The organism is Rhizobium sp. BK289 (genome assembly GCF_014193575.1).
Classification (GTDB): domain Bacteria; phylum Pseudomonadota; class Alphaproteobacteria; order Rhizobiales; family Rhizobiaceae; genus Rhizobium; species Rhizobium tropici_C.
Genome location: NZ_JACHZO010000013.1, coordinates 75,344 through 93,963 on the forward strand (window position 1 = coordinate 75,344; position 18,620 = coordinate 93,963).

20 protein-coding genes are annotated in these 18,620 nt (G+C 57.6%); 8 read left to right on the forward strand and 12 right to left on the reverse strand.

All coding sequences use genetic code 11. The annotated features are described in order from the left end of the window. The first annotated feature begins 93 nt into the window (after positions 1-93). Genes FHT84_RS23025 through FHT84_RS23035 form a run of 3 tightly spaced genes read left to right on the forward strand, consistent with a single transcriptional unit; the run spans position 94 to position 2,188 of the window. Complete coding sequence (locus FHT84_RS23025) at positions 94-735, forward strand: amino acid ABC transporter permease (RefSeq protein ID WP_183764302.1); 642 nt, start codon at positions 94-96, stop codon at positions 733-735. Further along, on the forward strand, positions 732-1,400 hold the full coding sequence (locus tag FHT84_RS23030) for an amino acid ABC transporter permease (protein WP_112342129.1): 669 nt from the start codon (positions 732-734) through the stop codon (positions 1,398-1,400). The genes FHT84_RS23025 and FHT84_RS23030 overlap by 4 nt, the downstream gene beginning before the upstream one ends. Then, positions 1,397-2,188 carry an amino acid ABC transporter ATP-binding protein gene (locus tag FHT84_RS23035; protein ID WP_169646164.1) on the forward strand — a complete coding sequence of 264 codons (792 nt, stop codon included), beginning with the start codon at positions 1,397-1,399 and terminating at the stop codon, positions 2,186-2,188. The genes FHT84_RS23030 and FHT84_RS23035 overlap by 4 nt, the downstream gene beginning before the upstream one ends. A 261-nt stretch (positions 2,189-2,449) precedes the next feature. On the opposite strand, the gene FHT84_RS23040 is transcribed toward FHT84_RS23035, so the two are convergent. Then, the gene (locus FHT84_RS23040) at positions 2,450-2,746 is read right to left on the reverse strand and encodes a hypothetical protein (RefSeq protein ID WP_183764299.1); all 297 of its coding nucleotides are present in this window, start codon (positions 2,744-2,746) and stop codon (positions 2,450-2,452) included. Positions 2,747-3,070: 324 nt separating this feature from the next. On the opposite strand from FHT84_RS23040, the gene FHT84_RS23045 reads away from it, so the two are divergent. After that, entirely contained in the window at positions 3,071-5,410 is a 2,340-nt protein-coding gene (locus tag FHT84_RS23045) for a methyl-accepting chemotaxis protein (protein ID WP_183764297.1), read from the forward strand. Between the two features lie 393 nt (positions 5,411-5,803). On the opposite strand, the gene FHT84_RS23050 is transcribed toward FHT84_RS23045, so the two are convergent. From FHT84_RS23050 to FHT84_RS23100, 11 genes are all read right to left on the reverse strand, one after another. Beyond that, complete coding sequence (locus tag FHT84_RS23050; RefSeq protein WP_112342204.1) at positions 5,804-6,196, reverse strand: VOC family protein; 393 nt, start codon at positions 6,194-6,196, stop codon at positions 5,804-5,806. Positions 6,197-6,368: 172 nt separating this feature from the next. Further along, the gene (locus FHT84_RS23055) at positions 6,369-7,487 is read right to left on the reverse strand and encodes a PAS domain S-box protein (RefSeq protein WP_112342205.1); all 1,119 of its coding nucleotides are present in this window, start codon (positions 7,485-7,487) and stop codon (positions 6,369-6,371) included. 191 nt (positions 7,488-7,678) lie between these two features. Beyond that, positions 7,679-8,095: a response regulator gene (locus FHT84_RS23060; RefSeq protein WP_183764294.1), complete on the reverse strand. Its 417-nt coding sequence runs from the start codon at positions 8,093-8,095 to the stop codon at positions 7,679-7,681. A gap of 240 nt (positions 8,096-8,335) precedes the next feature. Further along, positions 8,336-9,061, reverse strand: a complete 726-nt coding sequence (locus FHT84_RS23065) for a Crp/Fnr family transcriptional regulator (RefSeq protein ID WP_112342207.1) — start codon at positions 9,059-9,061, stop codon at positions 8,336-8,338. Between the two features lie 752 nt (positions 9,062-9,813). Further along, the gene (locus FHT84_RS23070; RefSeq protein WP_183764291.1) at positions 9,814-10,650 is read right to left on the reverse strand and encodes an alpha/beta hydrolase; all 837 of its coding nucleotides are present in this window, start codon (positions 10,648-10,650) and stop codon (positions 9,814-9,816) included. Between the two features lie 61 nt (positions 10,651-10,711). Beyond that, a complete protein-coding gene (locus FHT84_RS23075) occupies positions 10,712-11,431 on the reverse strand; it encodes a hypothetical protein (protein WP_183764288.1) in 720 nt (239 codons plus the stop codon). After that, the gene (locus tag FHT84_RS23080) at positions 11,424-11,861 is read right to left on the reverse strand and encodes a heme-binding protein (RefSeq protein WP_183764285.1); all 438 of its coding nucleotides are present in this window, start codon (positions 11,859-11,861) and stop codon (positions 11,424-11,426) included. Before FHT84_RS23080 ends, FHT84_RS23075 begins: the two co-directional genes overlap by 8 nt. Positions 11,862-11,863: 2 nt before the next feature. Continuing rightward, a complete protein-coding gene (locus FHT84_RS23085; RefSeq protein ID WP_183764282.1) occupies positions 11,864-12,583 on the reverse strand; it encodes a hypothetical protein in 720 nt (239 codons plus the stop codon). 28 nt (positions 12,584-12,611) lie between these two features. Then, a complete protein-coding gene (locus tag FHT84_RS23090) occupies positions 12,612-13,442 on the reverse strand; it encodes an alpha/beta hydrolase (RefSeq protein ID WP_183764384.1) in 831 nt (276 codons plus the stop codon). Between the two features lies 1 nt (position 13,443). Continuing rightward, positions 13,444-14,247: an SDR family NAD(P)-dependent oxidoreductase gene (locus FHT84_RS23095; RefSeq protein ID WP_183764279.1), complete on the reverse strand. Its 804-nt coding sequence runs from the start codon at positions 14,245-14,247 to the stop codon at positions 13,444-13,446. A gap of 108 nt (positions 14,248-14,355) precedes the next feature. Then, positions 14,356-15,339, reverse strand: coding sequence for an MDR family oxidoreductase (locus FHT84_RS23100; RefSeq protein ID WP_112342224.1), 984 nt, complete (start codon positions 15,337-15,339; stop codon positions 14,356-14,358). Between the two features lie 122 nt (positions 15,340-15,461). On the opposite strand from FHT84_RS23100, the gene FHT84_RS23105 reads away from it, so the two are divergent. From FHT84_RS23105 to FHT84_RS23120, 4 genes are all read left to right on the forward strand, one after another. Beyond that, the gene (locus FHT84_RS23105) at positions 15,462-15,842 is read left to right on the forward strand and encodes a helix-turn-helix domain-containing protein (RefSeq protein ID WP_183764276.1); all 381 of its coding nucleotides are present in this window, start codon (positions 15,462-15,464) and stop codon (positions 15,840-15,842) included. A 361-nt stretch (positions 15,843-16,203) separates the two neighbouring features. Further along, positions 16,204-16,470 (forward strand): type II toxin-antitoxin system ParD family antitoxin, encoded by a 267-nt coding sequence (locus FHT84_RS23110; RefSeq protein ID WP_112342215.1) that lies wholly within the window; start codon positions 16,204-16,206, stop codon positions 16,468-16,470. Between the two features lie 2 nt (positions 16,471-16,472). Continuing rightward, entirely contained in the window at positions 16,473-16,790 is a 318-nt protein-coding gene (locus FHT84_RS23115; protein ID WP_183764273.1) for a type II toxin-antitoxin system RelE/ParE family toxin, read from the forward strand. Positions 16,791-17,378: 588 nt separating this feature from the next. Beyond that, a complete protein-coding gene (locus FHT84_RS23120) occupies positions 17,379-18,602 on the forward strand; it encodes an ATP-binding protein (protein WP_112342217.1) in 1,224 nt (407 codons plus the stop codon). Positions 18,603-18,620 lie beyond the last annotated feature (18 nt).

An 18,620-nucleotide genomic window follows, 5' to 3' on the forward strand; every position in this document is an offset into this window, starting at 1 on the left:
AGCCCTCGGAAACCGGCCGTGCCCGCTTTGCTGCCGGGCACGGCTGACGACCGAGATCCAAGCTTTCTGTCACCACGCGGCGAACACTCAACAATGTCCATCGAGCTCTTTGGGTTGCTTCTGCAGGCATCCATCTACACGGTGACGATCAGCTTTGTGTCGATCTTTATCGGTTTTGCAATTGCGATCCTGATTTCGGGAATGTTGCTGACGGGGCGTAGTCTTTTCGTGCGGCCTGCCCAGTTTTTCATCAGCTTTTTTCGCGGCGTGCCGCTGCTGGTGCAATTGCTGCTGATCTACAATCTGCTTCCAGCTGTCGGCCTCAACGTGCCGAGTGTCGTTGCGGCAATCATCGGCCTGTCGCTCTGTACGGCTGCCTATCAGGCAGAGAACCTGCGTGGCGGCTTTGCCAGCGTGCCGCGCGGGCTGGTGGAGTCGGCGGAGATGGTGGGCCTCACTCCACGTCAGATTTTCCGCCGCATCAAAGTTCCGATCGCGCTGCGTCTCACATTCCCAGCTCTCGTCAACGAGGCGATCCTTATTTTGAAAGCATCGTCGCTGGTTTCCGTCGTCGGTATCGTCGAACTGACCCGCATGGCGCAGGATCTCGCCGGCAGCACGTTTCTGCCGCTGCAGATCTTCGCAGCCGCTGGCCTCATCTATCTCGTGATCAACTGGGTGGTCGCGCTTGCCGGCAGCCTGATCGAAAGCAGATTGCCGGGGGTAGCACGATGACCTTCGACATCAACGTCCTCATCGGCCAGTGGCCTGCCATCCTCAGCGGCGCCGGCGTCACGATCATGATCTGGATTGTGGGCACCATCGCCGCGGCCATTATCGGCTTCCTGATGGCGGTGGCCCGGCAATATGGCGGCGTAGTCGTCGACAAGGTGCTGGGTGCCATCGTGGCGGTGCTGCGTGGCACGCCATTTCTTATCCAGATTTTCCTCGTCTATTACGGCGGCCCTTTCGTCGGCCTCGAGCTCGATCCCGTGCCGGCAGGACTGATCGGTATTTCGATCTATGGTGCTGCCTATTTCAGCGAAATCTTCCGTTCCGGATTTCGGGCCGTGCCGAAAGGCCATATCGAGGCCGGCGAGTGCGTCGGCTTGACGCGCGGGCAGATCATAAGGCGCATTCTCCTGCCGGAGATGACGATGCTGGTGCTGCCGCCCTGCGTGAACATGACCGTTATTCTGATGAAGGAGACGGCAGTCCTCTCCATCATCACCGTGCCGGAATTGACGGCGACGCTGAGCGCGATCGGATCGCAGCAATATGCCTTCGTCGAGGCGCTGTCTGCCCTGGCGCTCTTTTACTGGGTGCTCGTCGAAGTCACCGGCTGGCTTGGCAACCTTGCCGAAACGAAACTTTCCAGATTCAGGTTTTTCAACGCATGAGCGTCCCCGCTATCGAAGTCAGGAATCTCGTCAAGACATTCGGAGAGACCACGGTCCTTCATGGCATCGATCTTGCCATCGAGCCGGGGCAGGTCTCCTGCCTCATCGGCCCGTCCGGCTCCGGCAAGAGCACGCTTTTGCGATGCATGGCTTTCCTGGAAGAGGCGACGCGCGGAACGATCTCCATCAACGGCGAGGTCCTTGGCTTTACCGAGGATGCTCAAGGACGTCGTGAACGTATCTCGGCAGCGACCAATCGTTCGATCCGCGCCCAGATCGGCATGGTCTTCCAGCAGTTCAATCTCTGGCCGCATATGACGGCGCTCGGCAATGTCAGCGAGGCTCTGAAGACGGTTCACAAGATGAGCCGTAAGCAGGCCGAAGATGCGGCCATGGTGCAACTCGTCAAGGTCGGGCTCGAGGCAAGGGCAGGGCATTATCCGTCGCAGCTTTCGGGCGGACAACAGCAGCGCGTGGCGATTGCCCGCGCCCTGGCATTGAAGCCGAAGATCATGCTGTTCGATGAGCCCACCTCATCGCTCGATCCGGAACTGACCGGCGAAGTCCTGAACGTCATGCGCGACCTGGCGGGCGAGGGCATGACGATGGTGGTCGTTTCACACGAAATCGGTTTCGCCGCGACCGTCGGCCAGCAGATCATCTTTCTCGATCACGGCAAGGTGCTGTTCAGCGGGCCGCCGCAGGAGGTGTTCAAGAAGCCGAGAAATCCTCGTCTCGAGCAATTCCTCGATACCTATCTCGACCGTGGTGCGTCGATGTTGCTCTGACATCGCGTCAAGCGGCTTGAGCCAAGCCTCGCTGTTGCTCCGGCGAACCTCTTTGGATACGGCAAAGCCGAAATCAGTCGCTATGGCGAATGGTGCGTGTGATCACATCTCCTTCTACCGCATACGCCGCGGATGGGAACTCGAAAGAGAGCGGCTTATGTGATGCCGTAAGCAGATGGTGATCCACTTTCGTCGGAGCGATCACCAAACGACGGCTGAAGTCGCCTGTGCGACGCTGGGAAGTGGCGCGAAGGCGGCGCTTCAGTCCTTTGTTTCGAGGATCAGACGGATCGGATTTCCATCACGTGCCGCGGCCTTGATTGCCGCCGATATCTGCTGAAGCCGCCCACGCGCGACGAGAGCCTCCGGCCGTGGGACTTTTCCAGGACCCGCATCGGTAAAGGCGGCCCAGTCGTATTCCGAGTCGAGCATCGCCATGAATGATGTCGCGACGATTGCTTCGCCGCAAGCGGCGCATCGAAGGATGTATGAACCTCCGTGGACGATCGACTCAGTCTTGTCCAGTCCGCATGAGGTGCAGGTCAACGTATTATCCATTGCATTATCCAATCCCTGCTGGCTCGAAAGCGCCTTGACGACGGAGTGCGGCAGGCCGGGGATTACTTTCGCGCTCCTGCCCATCTTACGAAGGATCTGTCTAAACACCCCCTGTGTTTTTAGGGGAAATCATTAATCCTGTTTCAATAAAGCTGAGGTAACTTTTCTCCTGATTGGGCAGGGCATGATGCGCCTGTGGTCGGGCGGCGCCTCGACGGCTCACGGACTGCTTTTCTTTTAGAAGTTTCACCACAAGAGCTCCAGAAATACGGGTTTTGGCGAAGCGGGTTAGCGTCATGGCACCCCGAACGTAGGTGAGCAATTATGATTTTTTCTCTGCGCAATATACTTGTTGGAATTTTCCTTTTTCTCAGCATCGCTCTATGTGTGCTGACGGGATCGTCGACGCTTGATGCCTATCGCGATGCAGGCAAGTATGCCGACGTCTCGAAGTTCACCTTGCTCGACCGCGCGCTCTTCCAGACACTCGCCAACTTTCGCAACGAGCGAGGTGACGGCTCGTCGCTCGCCAAACTTGAGCTTGGCTCGCAAGATGCAACGCTCGCCTTGTTGAAAAAGGACAGAGGCATCGTCGACAAATATATGGGTGACGCAAAATCGGTCTTTGCAGATATCGATGACCAGGCGCTCAAAGCCCCGATTGCCGACGTCATGAACGCCTATGATCGGGTAGTTGCATTCCGCTCAAAGCTCGACAGCGAAGTCGCCAAGAAGCTAGCTGATCGCGATCCGACACTGCAGGCTACGACGCTGGACCTCGGTCAGCAGCTCTTGACCGCGTTGGAGGCAGGTTCGACCGCCATCGAAAGCCGGATCCGCACCAGTGATCCCTCAATGACGGCACTCATTCAGATCCGTGCACTGACATGGTACACGCGCGCAACGGCTGGGGCTGCAAACCTGTTGTTCGTCAACACGCTCGCCTCCGGAGAGGCGATGAAGCCCGAGGACGTCAGCAAGATCCAACAATTCGATTACACTGCGAATTTCACCTGGGAACAGATCGGCACTCTGGTCAATCATCCGTCGACGCCACAGGTCGTCAGAGACGCCTATAAAGTCAGCAGCGCGACCTTCTTCAACGGTGATTTTGCAGCAAAACACAGTGCATTGCTTGCGAAGTTCGCAGCTGGTGAGAAGAAGGCCATGCCCCTTGACGACTGGCGCCCGCTTGGCAACGCCGCCCTTCTGACCATCACGAACACCGCCGCGGCAGCCGCAGACGGCATGGTCGCGAACGCATCCGCCAGCCAGAATGATGCGTTCGTCAGCTTGATCGCCTACGGGCTCACTTTCCTTGTTTCCGTGGTTCTGAGCATTACGGGCATCTGCGTCATCATCTTTCGCGTCACCAGGCCCGTCGGGGCGCTAACTCATTCCATGACCGCACTCGCCGAAGGCAACCTCTCGGTCTTGATCGGTGGCGTCGAACGGCGTGATGAGATCGGCGCCATGGCGCGTTCTGTCCAGATTTTCCAGCAGGCAGCCCTGCGCAACAAGGCGCTCGAAGCCGAAGCCGCCGAGGCACGCATTACATCGGAGAACGAACGCCTCGAAGTCCAGCGCCGCGCCGAAGCAGAGGCCGAAGAGCGGCTGCTGCAGGCTACGGGTTCGCTTGCGACAGGACTTCGTCATTTGGCATCCGGCGACCTGCGGTGCGAGATCGAAACGCCGTTGGCTGCGCAGTTCGAAGCTCTGCGTCACGATTTCAATTCGTCGGTCAGCCAGTTGCGCGCTGCGATGTCTCAGGTCGGCCACGCCGCGTCACTCGTAAACAGCGGCAGTTACGAGATTTCGCAGGCTTCCGATAATCTTTCCAAGCGCACGGAGCAGCAGGCCGCCTCGCTGGAAGAGACGGCAGCGGCGCTCGAAGAGGTTACGGCCAATGTTCAGTCGACCTCCAAGCGGGCTGGCGACGCCCGTGACTTGGTACGCGGCGCCCGATCGCGGGCAGAAAACTCCAGCCAGGTCGTCAACAATGCCGTCAATGCCATGGGCAGGATCGAGCATTCGTCCAAGCAGATCAGCCAGATCATCAGCGTGATCGACGAGATCGCCTTCCAGACAAACCTGCTTGCGCTCAACGCAGGCGTCGAGGCAGCACGTGCGGGTGAAGCCGGCAAGGGCTTTGCCGTCGTCGCCCAGGAAGTGCGCGAACTGGCCCAGCGTTCGGCCAATGCCGCCAAAGAGATCAAGGTTCTGATCGGCAATTCTGAAGTCGCCGTCGGCGAAGGCGTGAAACTCGTCAACGACACCGGCGAGGGTCTCGCAGCTATTGCCGACCTGGTCCTGCAGATCAATCAGCACATGGATGCGATTGCCACCGCCGCTCAGGAGCAGTCCATGGGGCTTTCGGAGATCAACAGCGCTGTCAATCACATGGATCAGGCGACACAGCAGAATGCCGCCATGGTTGAAGAGATGAATGCGGCCGGCGCAGGTTTGGCCGAGGAAAGCAAGCGTCTCGGAGAGCTCCTGAGCGCGTTCCGCACAGGCGAAGCCGAGCGTATGGAGCCACAGGCGAAGTCCGTGGCCCGGCTTGCCTCGGCCCCGACAGCCGGTCGGCCTGCTGCTCGCCCCGCTCCCGTCACGCAGGGCAATGTTGCGCTTAAACGTCTCCAGCAGGAGTGGTCGGAGTTCTGATTAAGCCTCCTCAAGGACGTACGGCTTTCGCTGGCGCTCGGTACGGCATGCTTCATCGTGTTTTTGTCTATATGGCGAGAAGAAGCGAAAGCGGTCGATTTCGGAAGTAACTGGAATTGGGTGAAGGGGCTGCTGACAGTTTCTTCACCCATCATTCCGGATTGGGTTCCCAAACTCGGAGGTGCGCTTGGCGGTGCCGTCAGCGCGCATAGCTGTGACTCGAAGCGGCGCAGCTGGTCCACGCCATGGAGATTGGGGAATTCGTCCGCAACCACATGACGAATAACGGCATTCCGGCCGGTATCGATCGAGAAAATGGTGAATAGCCGAAATAGCTGTTGAAGCCCCGGAACCCTTCCTCTTGCGATGACTTCCGTTCGTCGCCCGTTCCACTCAGGGATTCCAGCCGCCGCTGCCATATGGCCGCGTTATAATTTCGAGCAGATGTCCGTTCGGATCTTTGAAATAGAGACCGCGTCCGCCGTCATGATCATTCGTCTCGTTCCGCCTTTGCTGGCCTGGATCCGCCCAATAAGTCAGATTCCGCTCGCCAATCCTCCGGAATATCGCCGTGAATTCGGTGTCGCCGACCAGGAAGGCGTAGTGCTGCGGGATGATTTCGCCTTCGGTGTTCATGTAGTCGAGATTGGCGTCGTTGTCGGTGGTGACCATGTGGAACGGTCCCCATTGCCGTGGCGCGGGCAGTCCCAGCATTTCCGCCAGGAAATCGGCTGATGCCTTGCTGTCGTGTGCTGACAGGATCGTATGGTTGAAATGGACGGCCATCTTGGTCTCTCCGCAATGAGGAGCTCCATTCGGAACATGTACCGCTCCACTAACTGCGGCACCTCCCCATTGTTCCAAGCGGCGACTTACCTTCTCGTTTATCTCTCCGGGCTTTCTCGATCATCATAAGCGCGAGAGTGTCGACCCGCCACAGCGGGATCGACTGAGAGCGCTAATTCTCGAGCTTGGATAAAGGCACCTGCATCGAGATGACCAATCCGGTGGAAGCCCATTCGCGCGAAATTCTTCCATGCAGTGCTGACGTGATGATCGCTCTTTCAAGCTGACCCCCGAACCCTTCCCTGCGATGCGAAGCATCTATTGCCGGTCCTCCTGCCTCAACCCACGTAAGGTGGAGGTTCCGTTCATCAATCAAACACTGCACGGACAAGTGGCCTTCGGCTACTGCAAGGCATCCATATTTGGCGGCGTTGGTGGCGAATTCGTTGAGAACAAGCGCCAGGGAGGTTAGAGCGCTGCCTCCGACGGCGACATCCGTTCCTTCGATCTTCGTCCTGGTTCGCGACCCATCACCATAAGGCGCAAGAATCGCTTCAAGCAACGCAAACAACGTGGTTTTGCGATCGCCTTTCATCTCGCTGTCGATAAGATCGGGCAGGATGAGATCATGAGCACGCGTCAGGGCAGCCAGACGTGCATGCAGGCTATCCGCCAGTTCGTCCACGCTCCGTGCCGACCGCCTGGTTTGGGAAATCAGGGCCGAAGCCACGGAAAAGAGATTCTTGATCCGGTGATTCATCTCCCGCAGCAGCAGCTTTTGGCGATACTCCAGGCGGCGTCGTTCTGAAATGTCTCTCGCAATCTTGGAAGCGCCGATGATCCTTCCTTTCTTGCCGCGAACGGGCGAAACCGTGAGGGAAACTTCGATAAGGCTCCCATCCTTGCGCTTTCGGACGGTCTCGAAATGTTCGACTCGCTCACCACGGCGGATCTTTTCGAGAATTGTATTTTCCTCCTGCACCCGGTCCTCGGGTACCAGGATCAGAATCGATTGACCGATCACTTCCTCCGCCGAAAAGCCGAAGATGCGTTCCGCGCTCGCATTCCAACTGGTAATCGTACCATTGAGCATCTTGCTCAGAATGGCGTCGTTGGAATTCTCGACAATCGCCGCAAGCCAGGCCCGCGGATTTTCAACGCTGTCGATGCTGGATCCTCCGCTCCACGGGCCGTGGGGTGGGCTAGCGAGAAAACTCGACGAACCGTTATCCTTGTCGTCTGAATACGTGTTTCCGCTCTTATCGCTGTCAGTCGGGTAGTGAGACGTCATGTCCGGACGAAGATATCCTTAATTCGCTCGTGGGTATAATGTTAGCAAATGATCGCACCAACGATAAGATGTTGTTCGACACTTTATCGCTGCACGATCTGAATTCTGGGTTCGGCATTCATTGGAGCATGCCTGCCATGCCGGAACGGAGGAGAAGTACCTTGGAGCCGCCTCTGTCATCCAAGCCTCCGTCAGTGTTTCGATAACGAAACAGACCCTGGCCTCCGTTCACTTCGATACTTCGAAGAACCAAGACATGCCTTGACCTCGGCGACCAACAACCGGGGATCCGCCGGTTTCGACATCCAAGGCGCGTCCGCGAATCCGGACAAGCCGCCGTATTGCGATCTGTCGGATGCCGAGTAGATGATGTATGGCAAGCTGCGCGTTTTGAGTGTTCCGACGATGCGGCTGCAGTCACCGTCTCTCAAATGGATATCCAGTATTGTGAGATCAGGATTATGTTCATTGAGCCACGCCTGTCCATCGGAACAGGATGAGATGACATGGATCTCCGTCACCCCAGCATCTCGCAAGTAATCTTCGATATCGAGCGCCACAAGCGGCTGATCCTCAAGTAAAAGAATGGAGACATTTGAGAGATTCATCGCGCGCTCCTTCCCGGGAAGGCAAAAACTAGCACATTCATCCTGGGATGATACGGCATGTGCGGAAACGTACAGAACAGCATGGCACCCAGGCGCAAATGCCGTTCTTGACCATGTTCTGGAGGATCTTGGCGGCCATTGGTATCGGGCGCGGTATTGCTCGCCGCACGCCGAAATTCGCAGCCAGCAAGAATATCTCCTCCTGGTTTTACGGCTTGCTGATGCGATAGCCTTGAAAAATTAAAGGAAACCGACGAAGGCGAGATCCATCACCCGTTCATACTCGCGTTCGGGTGTGCCGTAGCAGCCGCCGGCGATCTCCAGAAGCTTCTCTCGATTTACAATGCGGACATTTCCGCGAGTGGCCTTGATGGCATGGATTCCTTCGAGGACATGGAGTTCGTTGGTTACGCCGGAACGTCGCACACCAAGCATCAATGAGAGGAATTCATGCGTCAGCGGGAGATCGGGTCCATTGAGCCGGTCGTGGCACATAAGCAGCCAGCGTGCAAGGCGCTCATGCATGTTGTATCTGGCGTTTGCCAGCGCGGAATGGGCAAGTTGCAGATCGGTCGTATGCAGATAACGGAGGAGAAAGTTTCTCACATTGGGTTCGGAAGATAGAAGCTCGATGAAAGGCTGAACCGGAATTTGAACGCCCCGTCCTTCCACCTGCATAAAAGTCTTGTTGGGCGTTTGGTCAACCATCAGCAGAATATGTGTTCCCGCCATGCCTTCATGACCCACATGACCAACTTCTATGCTCTCGTCTTCGATCGTCGCGGCGACCACCGAGGCAAGGCCACTCTCGATGAAACAGACCTCCGTTGTTGGTTCATCAGCTTGAACCAACACGTGTCGTGCCGGCAAATCCACGAATCGCATATGGGGCAAAAACGTCGCGAAGACATCCGGCGGCAAGGCTTTGAGAAGCCTGTTGCGGATAATTTCTTGTCTTATTGTCATATCAGCTCCAATTCGAGGAGCCGATTTGCTCCAAGGCAACGCGATGGTTAACCTCGTCCCACATGAAGCGCATGGCCACGGCGGCTTGAGGGTTATGCGCTTCTGGCGATTCTACTTTTGTTCACAATCGCTCTCACGCCAAGGCGCGACCGTTTGCGCTATTGCGAAATGAACAGAACCATAACGGTGGATCCTTCCGCGAAGGCGTCCTCGACGCCTTCGCGGCTGTCGGTCCTGCGATGGGCGCCGACAACAATTGATCTAGTCCAAGGTGATAGTTATTCAAGGGTCGCGACATCTGTCAGATCGTTCTTGCCCGCATGGGCCGCCAGCGCCTGTGTCCAGCATCGGGCAAGCGCGATGTTGATACATAGACATCGGCGGTCGAGCCGTATCGTGGGTTCGCGAAGTAGCGCCTTGCGGCTTTAATTTATCGAGCCGTGCGCCATGTTCAAGGCGTCAGCCCATCCAAACGGGATGACCATTGGTTCGAATTCCATCAAGAGCATACGACCGGTGTTCTCTCAAAAAATTATGGGCTCGAGCCGTTTCGGTGGACACTGCCAGCAGTGGATGCATTTGCTTTGTTGTGCTTTCACGGAAACGGAAGATGGGCGGCGGCTTTCGATGACGCCATGATTCTCATCGCGGTCGTGTTGATCGACGAATAGGCAGGCGCGCACCATGGTTCGGGGGAGCCGCTTCCGAGACCGCTCCTCCCGTAGTTTCGTTGTAGCTGTCCGCAGTGGGACTTACGCCGCTACGAAATCCAGCAAATCTCCGTTCAGCGTATCGGCATTGACCGTAAGCATGCCGTGCGAGAAGCCCGGGTACGCCTTCATCGATCCTTTCTGCAGAAGCTTGATCGACTTGTGAGCAGCGTCCGCGATTGGCACGATCTGGTCGTCTTCACCGTGCAGAACCAACGTCGGAACCGTGATTGCCTTTAGGTCTTCCGTCTGGTCGGTTTCCGAGAAGGCCTTGATGCCTTCGTAGTGCGCCTTTGCGCTGCCGATCATGCCCTGGCGCCACCAATTTTGGATCACGCCTTCATGGACAGTCGCTCCGTCCCGATTGAAGCCGTAGAATGGGCCAGCAGGCAGGTCGCGGAAAAACTGGGCGCGGTTTGTGGCAAGTGCCGAACGCAAGCCGTCGAATACCTCGATCGGCAGACCTTCAGGATTGCTCTCGGTCTTAAGCATTAGCGGAGGAACGGCCGATACGAGAACAGCCTTGGCAACGCGGCCTGCTGGCTGGCCGTGCTTGGCCACGTAGCGAGCAACTTCCCCGCCGCCTGTGGAATGTCCGATATGGACGGCGTTCCTGAGATCGAGCGTCTCGGCAACGGCGAATGCGTCCGCCGCGTAATGATCCATGTCGTGGCCGTCGGATACCTGAGTTGAACGACCGTGGCCGCGGCGGTCGTGGGCGACAACGCGATAGCCCTTCGACAGGAAGAACAGCATCTGCGCGTCCCAGTCGTCGGACGACAGTCGCCAGCCGTGGTGGAAGACGATCGGCTGCGCGTCCTTCGAACCCCAGTCCTTGTAGAAGATTTCGACGCCGTCTTTCGTGGTGATGTAGCTCATTTGGTCTCTTTCAATTGGAGGGAGGGATAACGCGAAGAGGGCTATCGCAAGCCCTGAAGGTTTATGAAAACTGGAAGTCCGAAAGATCGACCGATACGATCAGCGGTTCGGGAAGCGGCTTGTTGTCGGCGCCGCGGGGATAGATCCGCATCTTGCCGGGCATGACGGTACCGTCCGTGGTGACGTAGTCGCTCATGTAGCGAGCCGCGGCGTTCCTTCCCTGGATATCGACTTCGTAGTCGTGCCGGACAAGCAGCCCGCGATCGTCGAAATAGAACGTCTGCTCCGTGCTATGGGTCGCGATCTCGTCCGGGAAGCGCACGCGCAGCCGCCGCCACTCATGATCGTTCTCTTTCCACGGCGCAATTTCCTCGGTGATGACGCCCGGCCGCTTCAGGATGAAGGGCGAGGTGAGATAGGTCCACATGGTATAGCCCGCGAAGTAGGCCACCTGCGGATTACTCCAGTGGGTCTCCATCTCATAGCCTTCGAACGACGTCCTTGGTTGCAGGAGTTCCTCGACGACGTTGCCACCGGGATCCTCGATGGTCACTCTGTCCGGCGTGAAGACGGACTTGTTCTGCGTCGGAGCGAACGGCCAGTGGGAGACTTGCTCCCGTCCGAGGTCTACCCTGACCTGGCAGTCCTCAAGCACCGTGGGCTTGCCTTTCAGCGCCCAGAGGATGCCTCCCTGATGAAGCCTCGCCGTAACCGACGAGAATTGATTGAAGTGATCAAGGCCGCCATGAGCTGCGACCGCAACGTCGAGAAGATCAGTCATTGTGTAGTTCCTTTGCATTCCATGCGAGAAAGGAGGCGACAGCGGCATTAGCAATCGCTTCATCCTGATTGGTCGAGCCTCCGCTGACGCCCACCGCGCCGACAAGATTGCCGTCTACCAAAAGAGGCAGTCCGCCGGGCAGCATGACGTACTGGCCGCCGCCGACATTGTTGACGGAGAACAAGGGCTGTCCTGGCTGGATAAGAGGGAAAAAGGCGGAGGAGGGTGCCTGAAAGGCACGCGAAGTGCGCGCCTTTCCAAGTGCAAGGTCGAATGCACCGGCCCATGCTCCATCCATTCGAGCCATGGCGATTAGATCGCCGCTCTGATCGAGAACGACAATGCTCGCCCGCACAGCTATTCCGACCGCGTGAGACTCCGCAGCCGCGATCATTTTGCGCGCTGCGGACAGATGCATGCTCCCCAACATGGTCAGCTCAGTTTGATGTCGGAGAGATCGATCGAGACGACCAGAGGCTCAGACATGCTGTTTCCGTCCGGCTGGCGCGGGAAGATCCTGCGCTCGGTCGGGAACTTCAGTCCCTGCACCTCGACATAACCTCCGATGTAGTGTGCGCCGGGCGTGTTTCCGGCGATCTCGACGTCGTAGTCATGACGCTTCAGGAGACCGTTCTTATCCACGTACAAGGTCTGAACGGTGCTGTGCGTTGCGATCTCCGAGGGGAATGTCACCTTGAGGCGTTGCCAGGTCTCCCTATTCTCCTGCCAGTCTTCAAGCTGCTCGGTAACAACACCCGGTGCGGCGAGCAGGAACGGCATGTTGAGGTAGGTCCACATGGCGATGCCAGCGAAGTAGGCAAGCTGCGGCTCCGTCCACGGCGTCTCGAGAGTGTGCCCGGCAAAAGAGGAGCGCGGATCAGTGAGCGTCTCAAGAACATTGTCCTGCGAATCCCTGATGCTGACGACGCCAGGCTCGAAGCGGGTGACCTTGCCTTCCGGACCGAAGGGAAAGTGGGAAGCCCACTCCTCACCGAGACCGACAGTTACGTTTGTCTCGTCGAGTTTGCCGCCGTGTCCTTTGAGACGCCATAGAGCGCCACCCTGCTTCAGGTGCGCCGTCAGCGAGGAGTAACGACGCCATGTTTCGAGACCGCCGTGGGCGTCGATGATCTTCTGTGCAAGCGAATTCATATTCTAGTTTCCTTGATGGATGGGATGATCAGGCGTCGAGGAAGGTCTTCACGTGGGCGACAAAGGTTTGGGGGTACTGGAAGAGCGCCCCGTGACCGGAATCCGGGTAAATGATCAGCGTCGCCGAGGTCATTGCCTTGAACATCTCGTAGGCGTTTATCGACGGGAACATCGTGTCGTCGCTGCCATGGACGATGAGCGTGGGTTGCTTGATAGCCTTGAGGGATGCGTGGTCAGGATCGGGTTCCGCGCACCAGCCGATGATCGATGCCGCCTGCGGGTTGCTGACATTCTCGCCGCTGTCGGGGTCGCGGTCCCGGGTTCTTGCGAGAGCGCGGTCGATGAATGCCTCGCCCGCCTGCTGGCTTTGCTGCGACGGCGTGAAGAACAGTGGCATCCTGATGTCACGGGCGTTCTTGGAAAATGCTTCGTCGACAACCTGAAGAAGATGTTCTTCCCCACCTTTCGGAGCGGATCCGGCAATGATCAGCCGTCGGACGTTAACCTTCGTGCGGGCCGCCATCACCTGCGCGAGGAAGCCGCCGAGCGAGAAGCCGAGAAGGTCGACCTCCGGAAAGCCCAGCGCGGCGATGAACGCTTCCGCATCCTGCGTCTGCTTCTCGACGTTGTCTGGCACTGTGCCTGACGAGGATCCGACGCCTGCATTGTCGAACAGGATGACCGGGCGATCCGCCGATAGGGCATTGACGACAGCAGGATCCCAGGCGTCCATCGTCCCGGTGAAGTGCTGAAGCAAGACAACGGGGACGCCCTGATCAGGTCCGAGGCGGCGGTAGGCGAATCGGATGCCGCCCGCTTCGAGGAATTGGGTGGGTGTGGTTTCTAGCGATGAGGTCATCTTAGGCACTTTCAGTCTGTTGGGTGAGGTATCGCTCGGCGACGGAGCGGCGCGAGAGGTTCGGAGCCATCGACAGGCGCGCCTGCTGCATGGCCTTCCATGGCCCGTCGTCGGGCAAAGGTGGAATGATGATCGGTTCGCGACGGTCGAAGCCGACAAGGGCAGCGTCCACGAGGTCGTCGACTTCCATCAGCATCTCTATCGGGAACGAGTTGACGTCCTTGCCCGACCGCTCCCAGAGTTCGGTCCGCGTCGCGCCGGGGAGGACGGCCTGGGTATAGACGCCCTTGTCAGCGTAATGCGCCGTCATCGACTGGCTAAGATTCAGCAAGAACGACTTCGAGCCACTGTAGATGCCGTCGTAGCGTTCCGGGGCGAGAGCGAGGACCGAGGCGATGTTGATGACCGCTCCATGTCCCTTGGCGACGAACGCCTTGACCGCGGCCGCGGCAAGTCTGGCAGGCGCCGTGATATTGAGGGCTATGATCCGGGAAATCGCGGCGCCCCCGTTCTCCAGCAGGCTCCCGTTCAGCGACATTCCCGCATTGTTCACCAGCAGGGAGATGTCGCCTGCTGACAACCTCGCTTCTACGGCGTCCAAGTCTTCCGACTTGGTCAGATCCGCGACCAGGATCTCGATCTTCAATCCGAGGTTCTTCAGCCGCGAGGATAGCGCTTCCATTTTCGCTCGGTCTCGGGCGACGAGCACGAGATCGAAACCGCGTGTCGCCAGCCTGTCAGCGTAAACCGCTCCTATGCCAGCGGATGCTCCGGTAATGAGGGCCGTGCCTTTTGTCGTACTCATTCGAATGCTCCATCTCTTTGTTGAAGGGCAAGCGATCGTGCCACCCGGCGCGGGAGGGGAGCCGAACGATATCTCGCGTGCTTTGTTGAGGATTGATTGCCGGGTTGATCAGCGATCGACGTCGACTAATGTGCGGCCCTTGATGCGGCCTGCCAGCATTTGGCTGGCGACCTGGAAAACATCGCCGAGGCCGACGACCGATATCGTGGAGGCGAGCTTTTGGAGGTCCATATCCGTCGCTAGCCGGTCCCACGCTTTTTCGCGGACAGAACGAGGGGCGTTGACAGAGTCGATGCCTGCGAGCGTCACGCCACGCAGGATGAACGGGAGGATGGATGCCGGAATATCGCGGCCTCCGACAAAACCGCATGTGGTGACAACGCCGCCGTATGACGTCTGCGCGAGAATGTTTGCGAGCGAGCGTCCGCCGACGGCATCGACAGCTCCAGCCCAGCGCTCGGCGGCAATGGACGGCCCCTCGGCTAACAACGCAGCCCTGTCGACAACGGCGCTTGCGCCGAGATCTCTCAGGTACTGCTCCTCGCCTGACTTGCCCGTGGAGGCGACGACGCTGTAGCCGAGCTTCGAAAGGATGGCGATTGCAATCGAGCCCACACCGCCGGAGGCTCCTGTTACGAGGATCTCGCCACGGGCTGGAGAAACGTTGCCATGTTCGAGAGCAAGGACACTCAACATGGCTGTGAACCCGGCCGTGCCAATCGCCATCGCATCCCGGGTCGAGATCGACGGAGCAAGCTTCACAAGCCAGTCGGCAGGCACGCGGGCCTTTTGCGCGAAGCCGCCATTATGCGTCTGACTGAGCCCCCAGCCCGTGGCGACAACTTTGTCGCCTTCCTGGAAGCGGGGGTCAGTTGAGGTCTCGACAGTTCCCGCGAAATCAATGCCTGGGATCAGGGGAAACGTCTGAATGATCCTCTGACCAGCGATTGCGATTGCATCCTTGTAGTTCACCGTCGACCACTCGACGGAAACCGTCACATCGCCTGATGTCAGGAGCCCGTCCTCCACTGTCTCGACAGCGGCAGTCACGCGATCATTGTCCTGCCTTGCGATGATTGCCTGGAAAGTCATCGATGATTCCTTGTTCGTGAAGCTCGTCATCCCTATTTAGCTCACGCGGAAATCATTGAAAGAATGCACATTTAACGCCTATACTTCCGTAAATGTAAGTAAGGTTTGAAGGAGTTCCCGTAGTGAGGCCAAAACGTCTGGAGCCGAAGAGCGGATGTGCGGCGGAGCTGACGATGTCTGTCATCGGCGGCCTCTGGAAGCCGACGATCCTCGTCAATCTGCTCATGGGCAAGAAGCGGTTCATGGAATTGAGCCGACTAATTCCGGATGCGACACAGCGGGTGCTGACGCAGCAACTGCGCGAACTCGAAGCCGACGGAATGATCACACGGCAGGTCTTTCCTGAGGTGCCGCCGAGGGTGGAATACGAAGCCACCGATCTCGCGCGGTCGGTCGCACCGATCCTGGGCAGACTGCGCGATTGGGGAAATCAGTTTCGCGCGAACCAGCAGCACATGGATGAGCTGGAACCGTATTGTCCTGCAGAAGGGGCAAACGCCTAGGCGATAGCGGTTTCGCCGTGCAGCGCTTCGGCTCGGAATTTGCTGTAGAGACTAATATTCGCATCGCCTAGTGCTGGAGGAGCAGCAGGATTGGTTCCATGCTTCGGCCCGGCCTCTGCGCCGAATATCAGGCTTGTCGGCCATATAGGAGGGTCACGCTATATGACGCCGTCTGCGTGTTGGATCGCATCAAGTAGCAAGTTGAAGCCCCCTTCCAGAACCCATTGATCCGCTTGAACGATGCGCCATAGTTCCGCATCGATTTTCATTTCTGAGCCTATGCGTTTGATGAATATCAATAGATAACAATAGTTGATAATTTCGTGCACCTGGCCCATATTTAGAGCAGGAGGGAATTGCCATGGCAAGTTTCGCACTCAATGAACATTACGAGCGCTTTATCAAAAAGCAGCTTGAATCCGGTCGCTATAACAACGCAAGTGAAGTTGTTCGCGCGGGCCTCAGATTGCTTGAAGATCAGGAAGACGCCCGCGAACGCTGGCTGACTCAGGAAATCCCGAGCCGCTATGCAGATCTGAAGCGTGACCCGTCCGCTGGCGTGACTCTGGATGAGGCTTTTGACCGGTTGGAAGCTGAGCATCGGGCTCAACTGGCGAAAACCAAGTAGGTATGAAGTATAAAATTGTCCTGCATAAGCAGGCGCAGGCTGAGCTACGTGACTTGTACCGGGATCTCGCCAGCGTTGAGAGGGCTGGACCTACGGTGGCGTGGGGCTATGTCAGGGGCATCCGGCAGTTTATCGAGGAGCTTGCGACGTTTCCCAAACGCGGCACGGTGAGAGACAACCTCATCCCCGGTCTTCGGATCATTGGTTATCGTAGGAGCGTGAGTATCGCGGTTGTTGTCGAGGAGACCGAGGTGCTGGTGTTGGGAATCTTCTATGCTGGACGGGACATCACGACCGAGATCCTCCAGGAACGCCTATAGGCGATTTGTCCCACTCCTCGGGCGAAAGGAGAGTGCGAGTGGGGGCAAAGGACTTTCCTTACTCTGGTACTGGTGGTCGAGTAGGCAGAGCTGCAAGAACTTAGCCGCACCTGTCGTGAGCATGTAATGATAAGTTCTGCCGGCAGAGCCTTGTTTGCGACTTTACAGTTGGAAAAGCAGCAATGACGCAGGTCGTCTGGCGAAATATCTCGCACGCTTCGACTCCGATTTGAGGACGTTAAAGAGGGGTGGCGACAGCAGGTTCGGCGGTGCCTCTTTCCAAAGAGCCGAAAGAATTGATTTTAGGTTGCTTTGACAACCCTAAGATTCTCAAAGGTGTGCGGGTTTATGAGTTTGAAACGCGGGGCCGCAGGTTCGAATCCTATCAAGAGCTGCATTATTTCCGTTGCTAAAGCTGGTGGGCTTGGGGATGCGATGGCCTCTCGCCTACCTCATATCGCTATCTAGCATGCCACCGACTTTTGGTTTGCTGTTTCAATCGGCCGCGACGTGACTTTCAATCGGTCAAGACTTGACTTTCAATTGGTCGTCGCCGTAGTTTCAAACGGTCACCAATGGAATGAAGCTATGGCGCTGTATCCAAGGCTCGTTGAGCAACGCGTTGCCGACGCCATGTCGGACACGCGAGTCGTTCTGATCGTAGGTCCCCGACAATCAGGTAAAACGACGTTGGCCAGGAAGATGGCTAACGAGGGGATGGAGTATTACACGCTGGACAATGGAACGACCCTGGAGGCAGCGCGACAGGATCCAGTTGGCTTTGTAAGGGGTATGGACCGCGTCATTATCGATGAAATTCAGCGCGCTCCCGAGCTGTTGTTGGCGATCAAGGAGAGTGTGGACTCCGACCAGCGCCCAGGGCGTTTCCTCCTGACCGGTTCAGCCAATCTTATGACGCTGCCACGCGTGGCAGACTCGCTCGCAGGGCGCATGGAGATCGTTCGATTGCTGCCGCTTGCGCAAAGCGAGATCAGAAGGGCCGGCAGCAGCTTCCTGCGTGACGCCTTTCAAAACGAAGCAAAGGCCGGAGAACCAATCGTCGGAGACGACCTGATGGCTGCGGTTCTGGCCGGTGGATATCCCGAGGCATTGGGCCGCAAAACCTTGAGCCGCAGACAGGACTGGTATGCGGATTACATCCAGGCGATCGTTCAACGCGACGTTCGCGATATTGCGCAAATCGAGCAGATTGCTCAAATGCCGCGACTGCTACGCATTCTGGCAGAGCATTCGGGCCAGCTCGTGAACTATTCCGGGATCGGGGCTGCCATCGGGATGAACCACATCACAACGCAAAAATACGTCGGCATCTTCGAGAGCCTGTTCCTCGCTCGAACCGTGCAACCTTGGTTTTCCAACAAACTGAAACGCCTGACCAAGACACCGAAAGTACATTTCCTCGATTCTGGTCTTCTCGCATCCCTTCGTGACCTCTCTCTTGAGCGCCTCCGTGACGACAGGGGCCAATTCGGGGCGTTGCTGGAGACTTTCGTTTTTGGGGAGATCCTCAAACTCGCCAGCGGTGGGCAAACCCGCTTCGAGTTTTCGCACTTTCGGGACAAGCAGCAGAACGAAGTCGATATCGTCATCGAAGATAGAAGAGGGCGGATCGTCGGTATTGAGATAAAAGCGGCAGCAACCGTCTCGAATTCCGATTTTTCGGGGTTGCGAATTTTGGCCGAAGCATCTGGAGAAAAGTTTGTTTCGGGTATCGTCTTGTACGACCATGACAGGGTGATCCCTTTCGGGGAACGTCTGTCCGCTGTTCCAATATCGGCATTGTGGCGTTAGCGCGTGAGAATTTCGCTT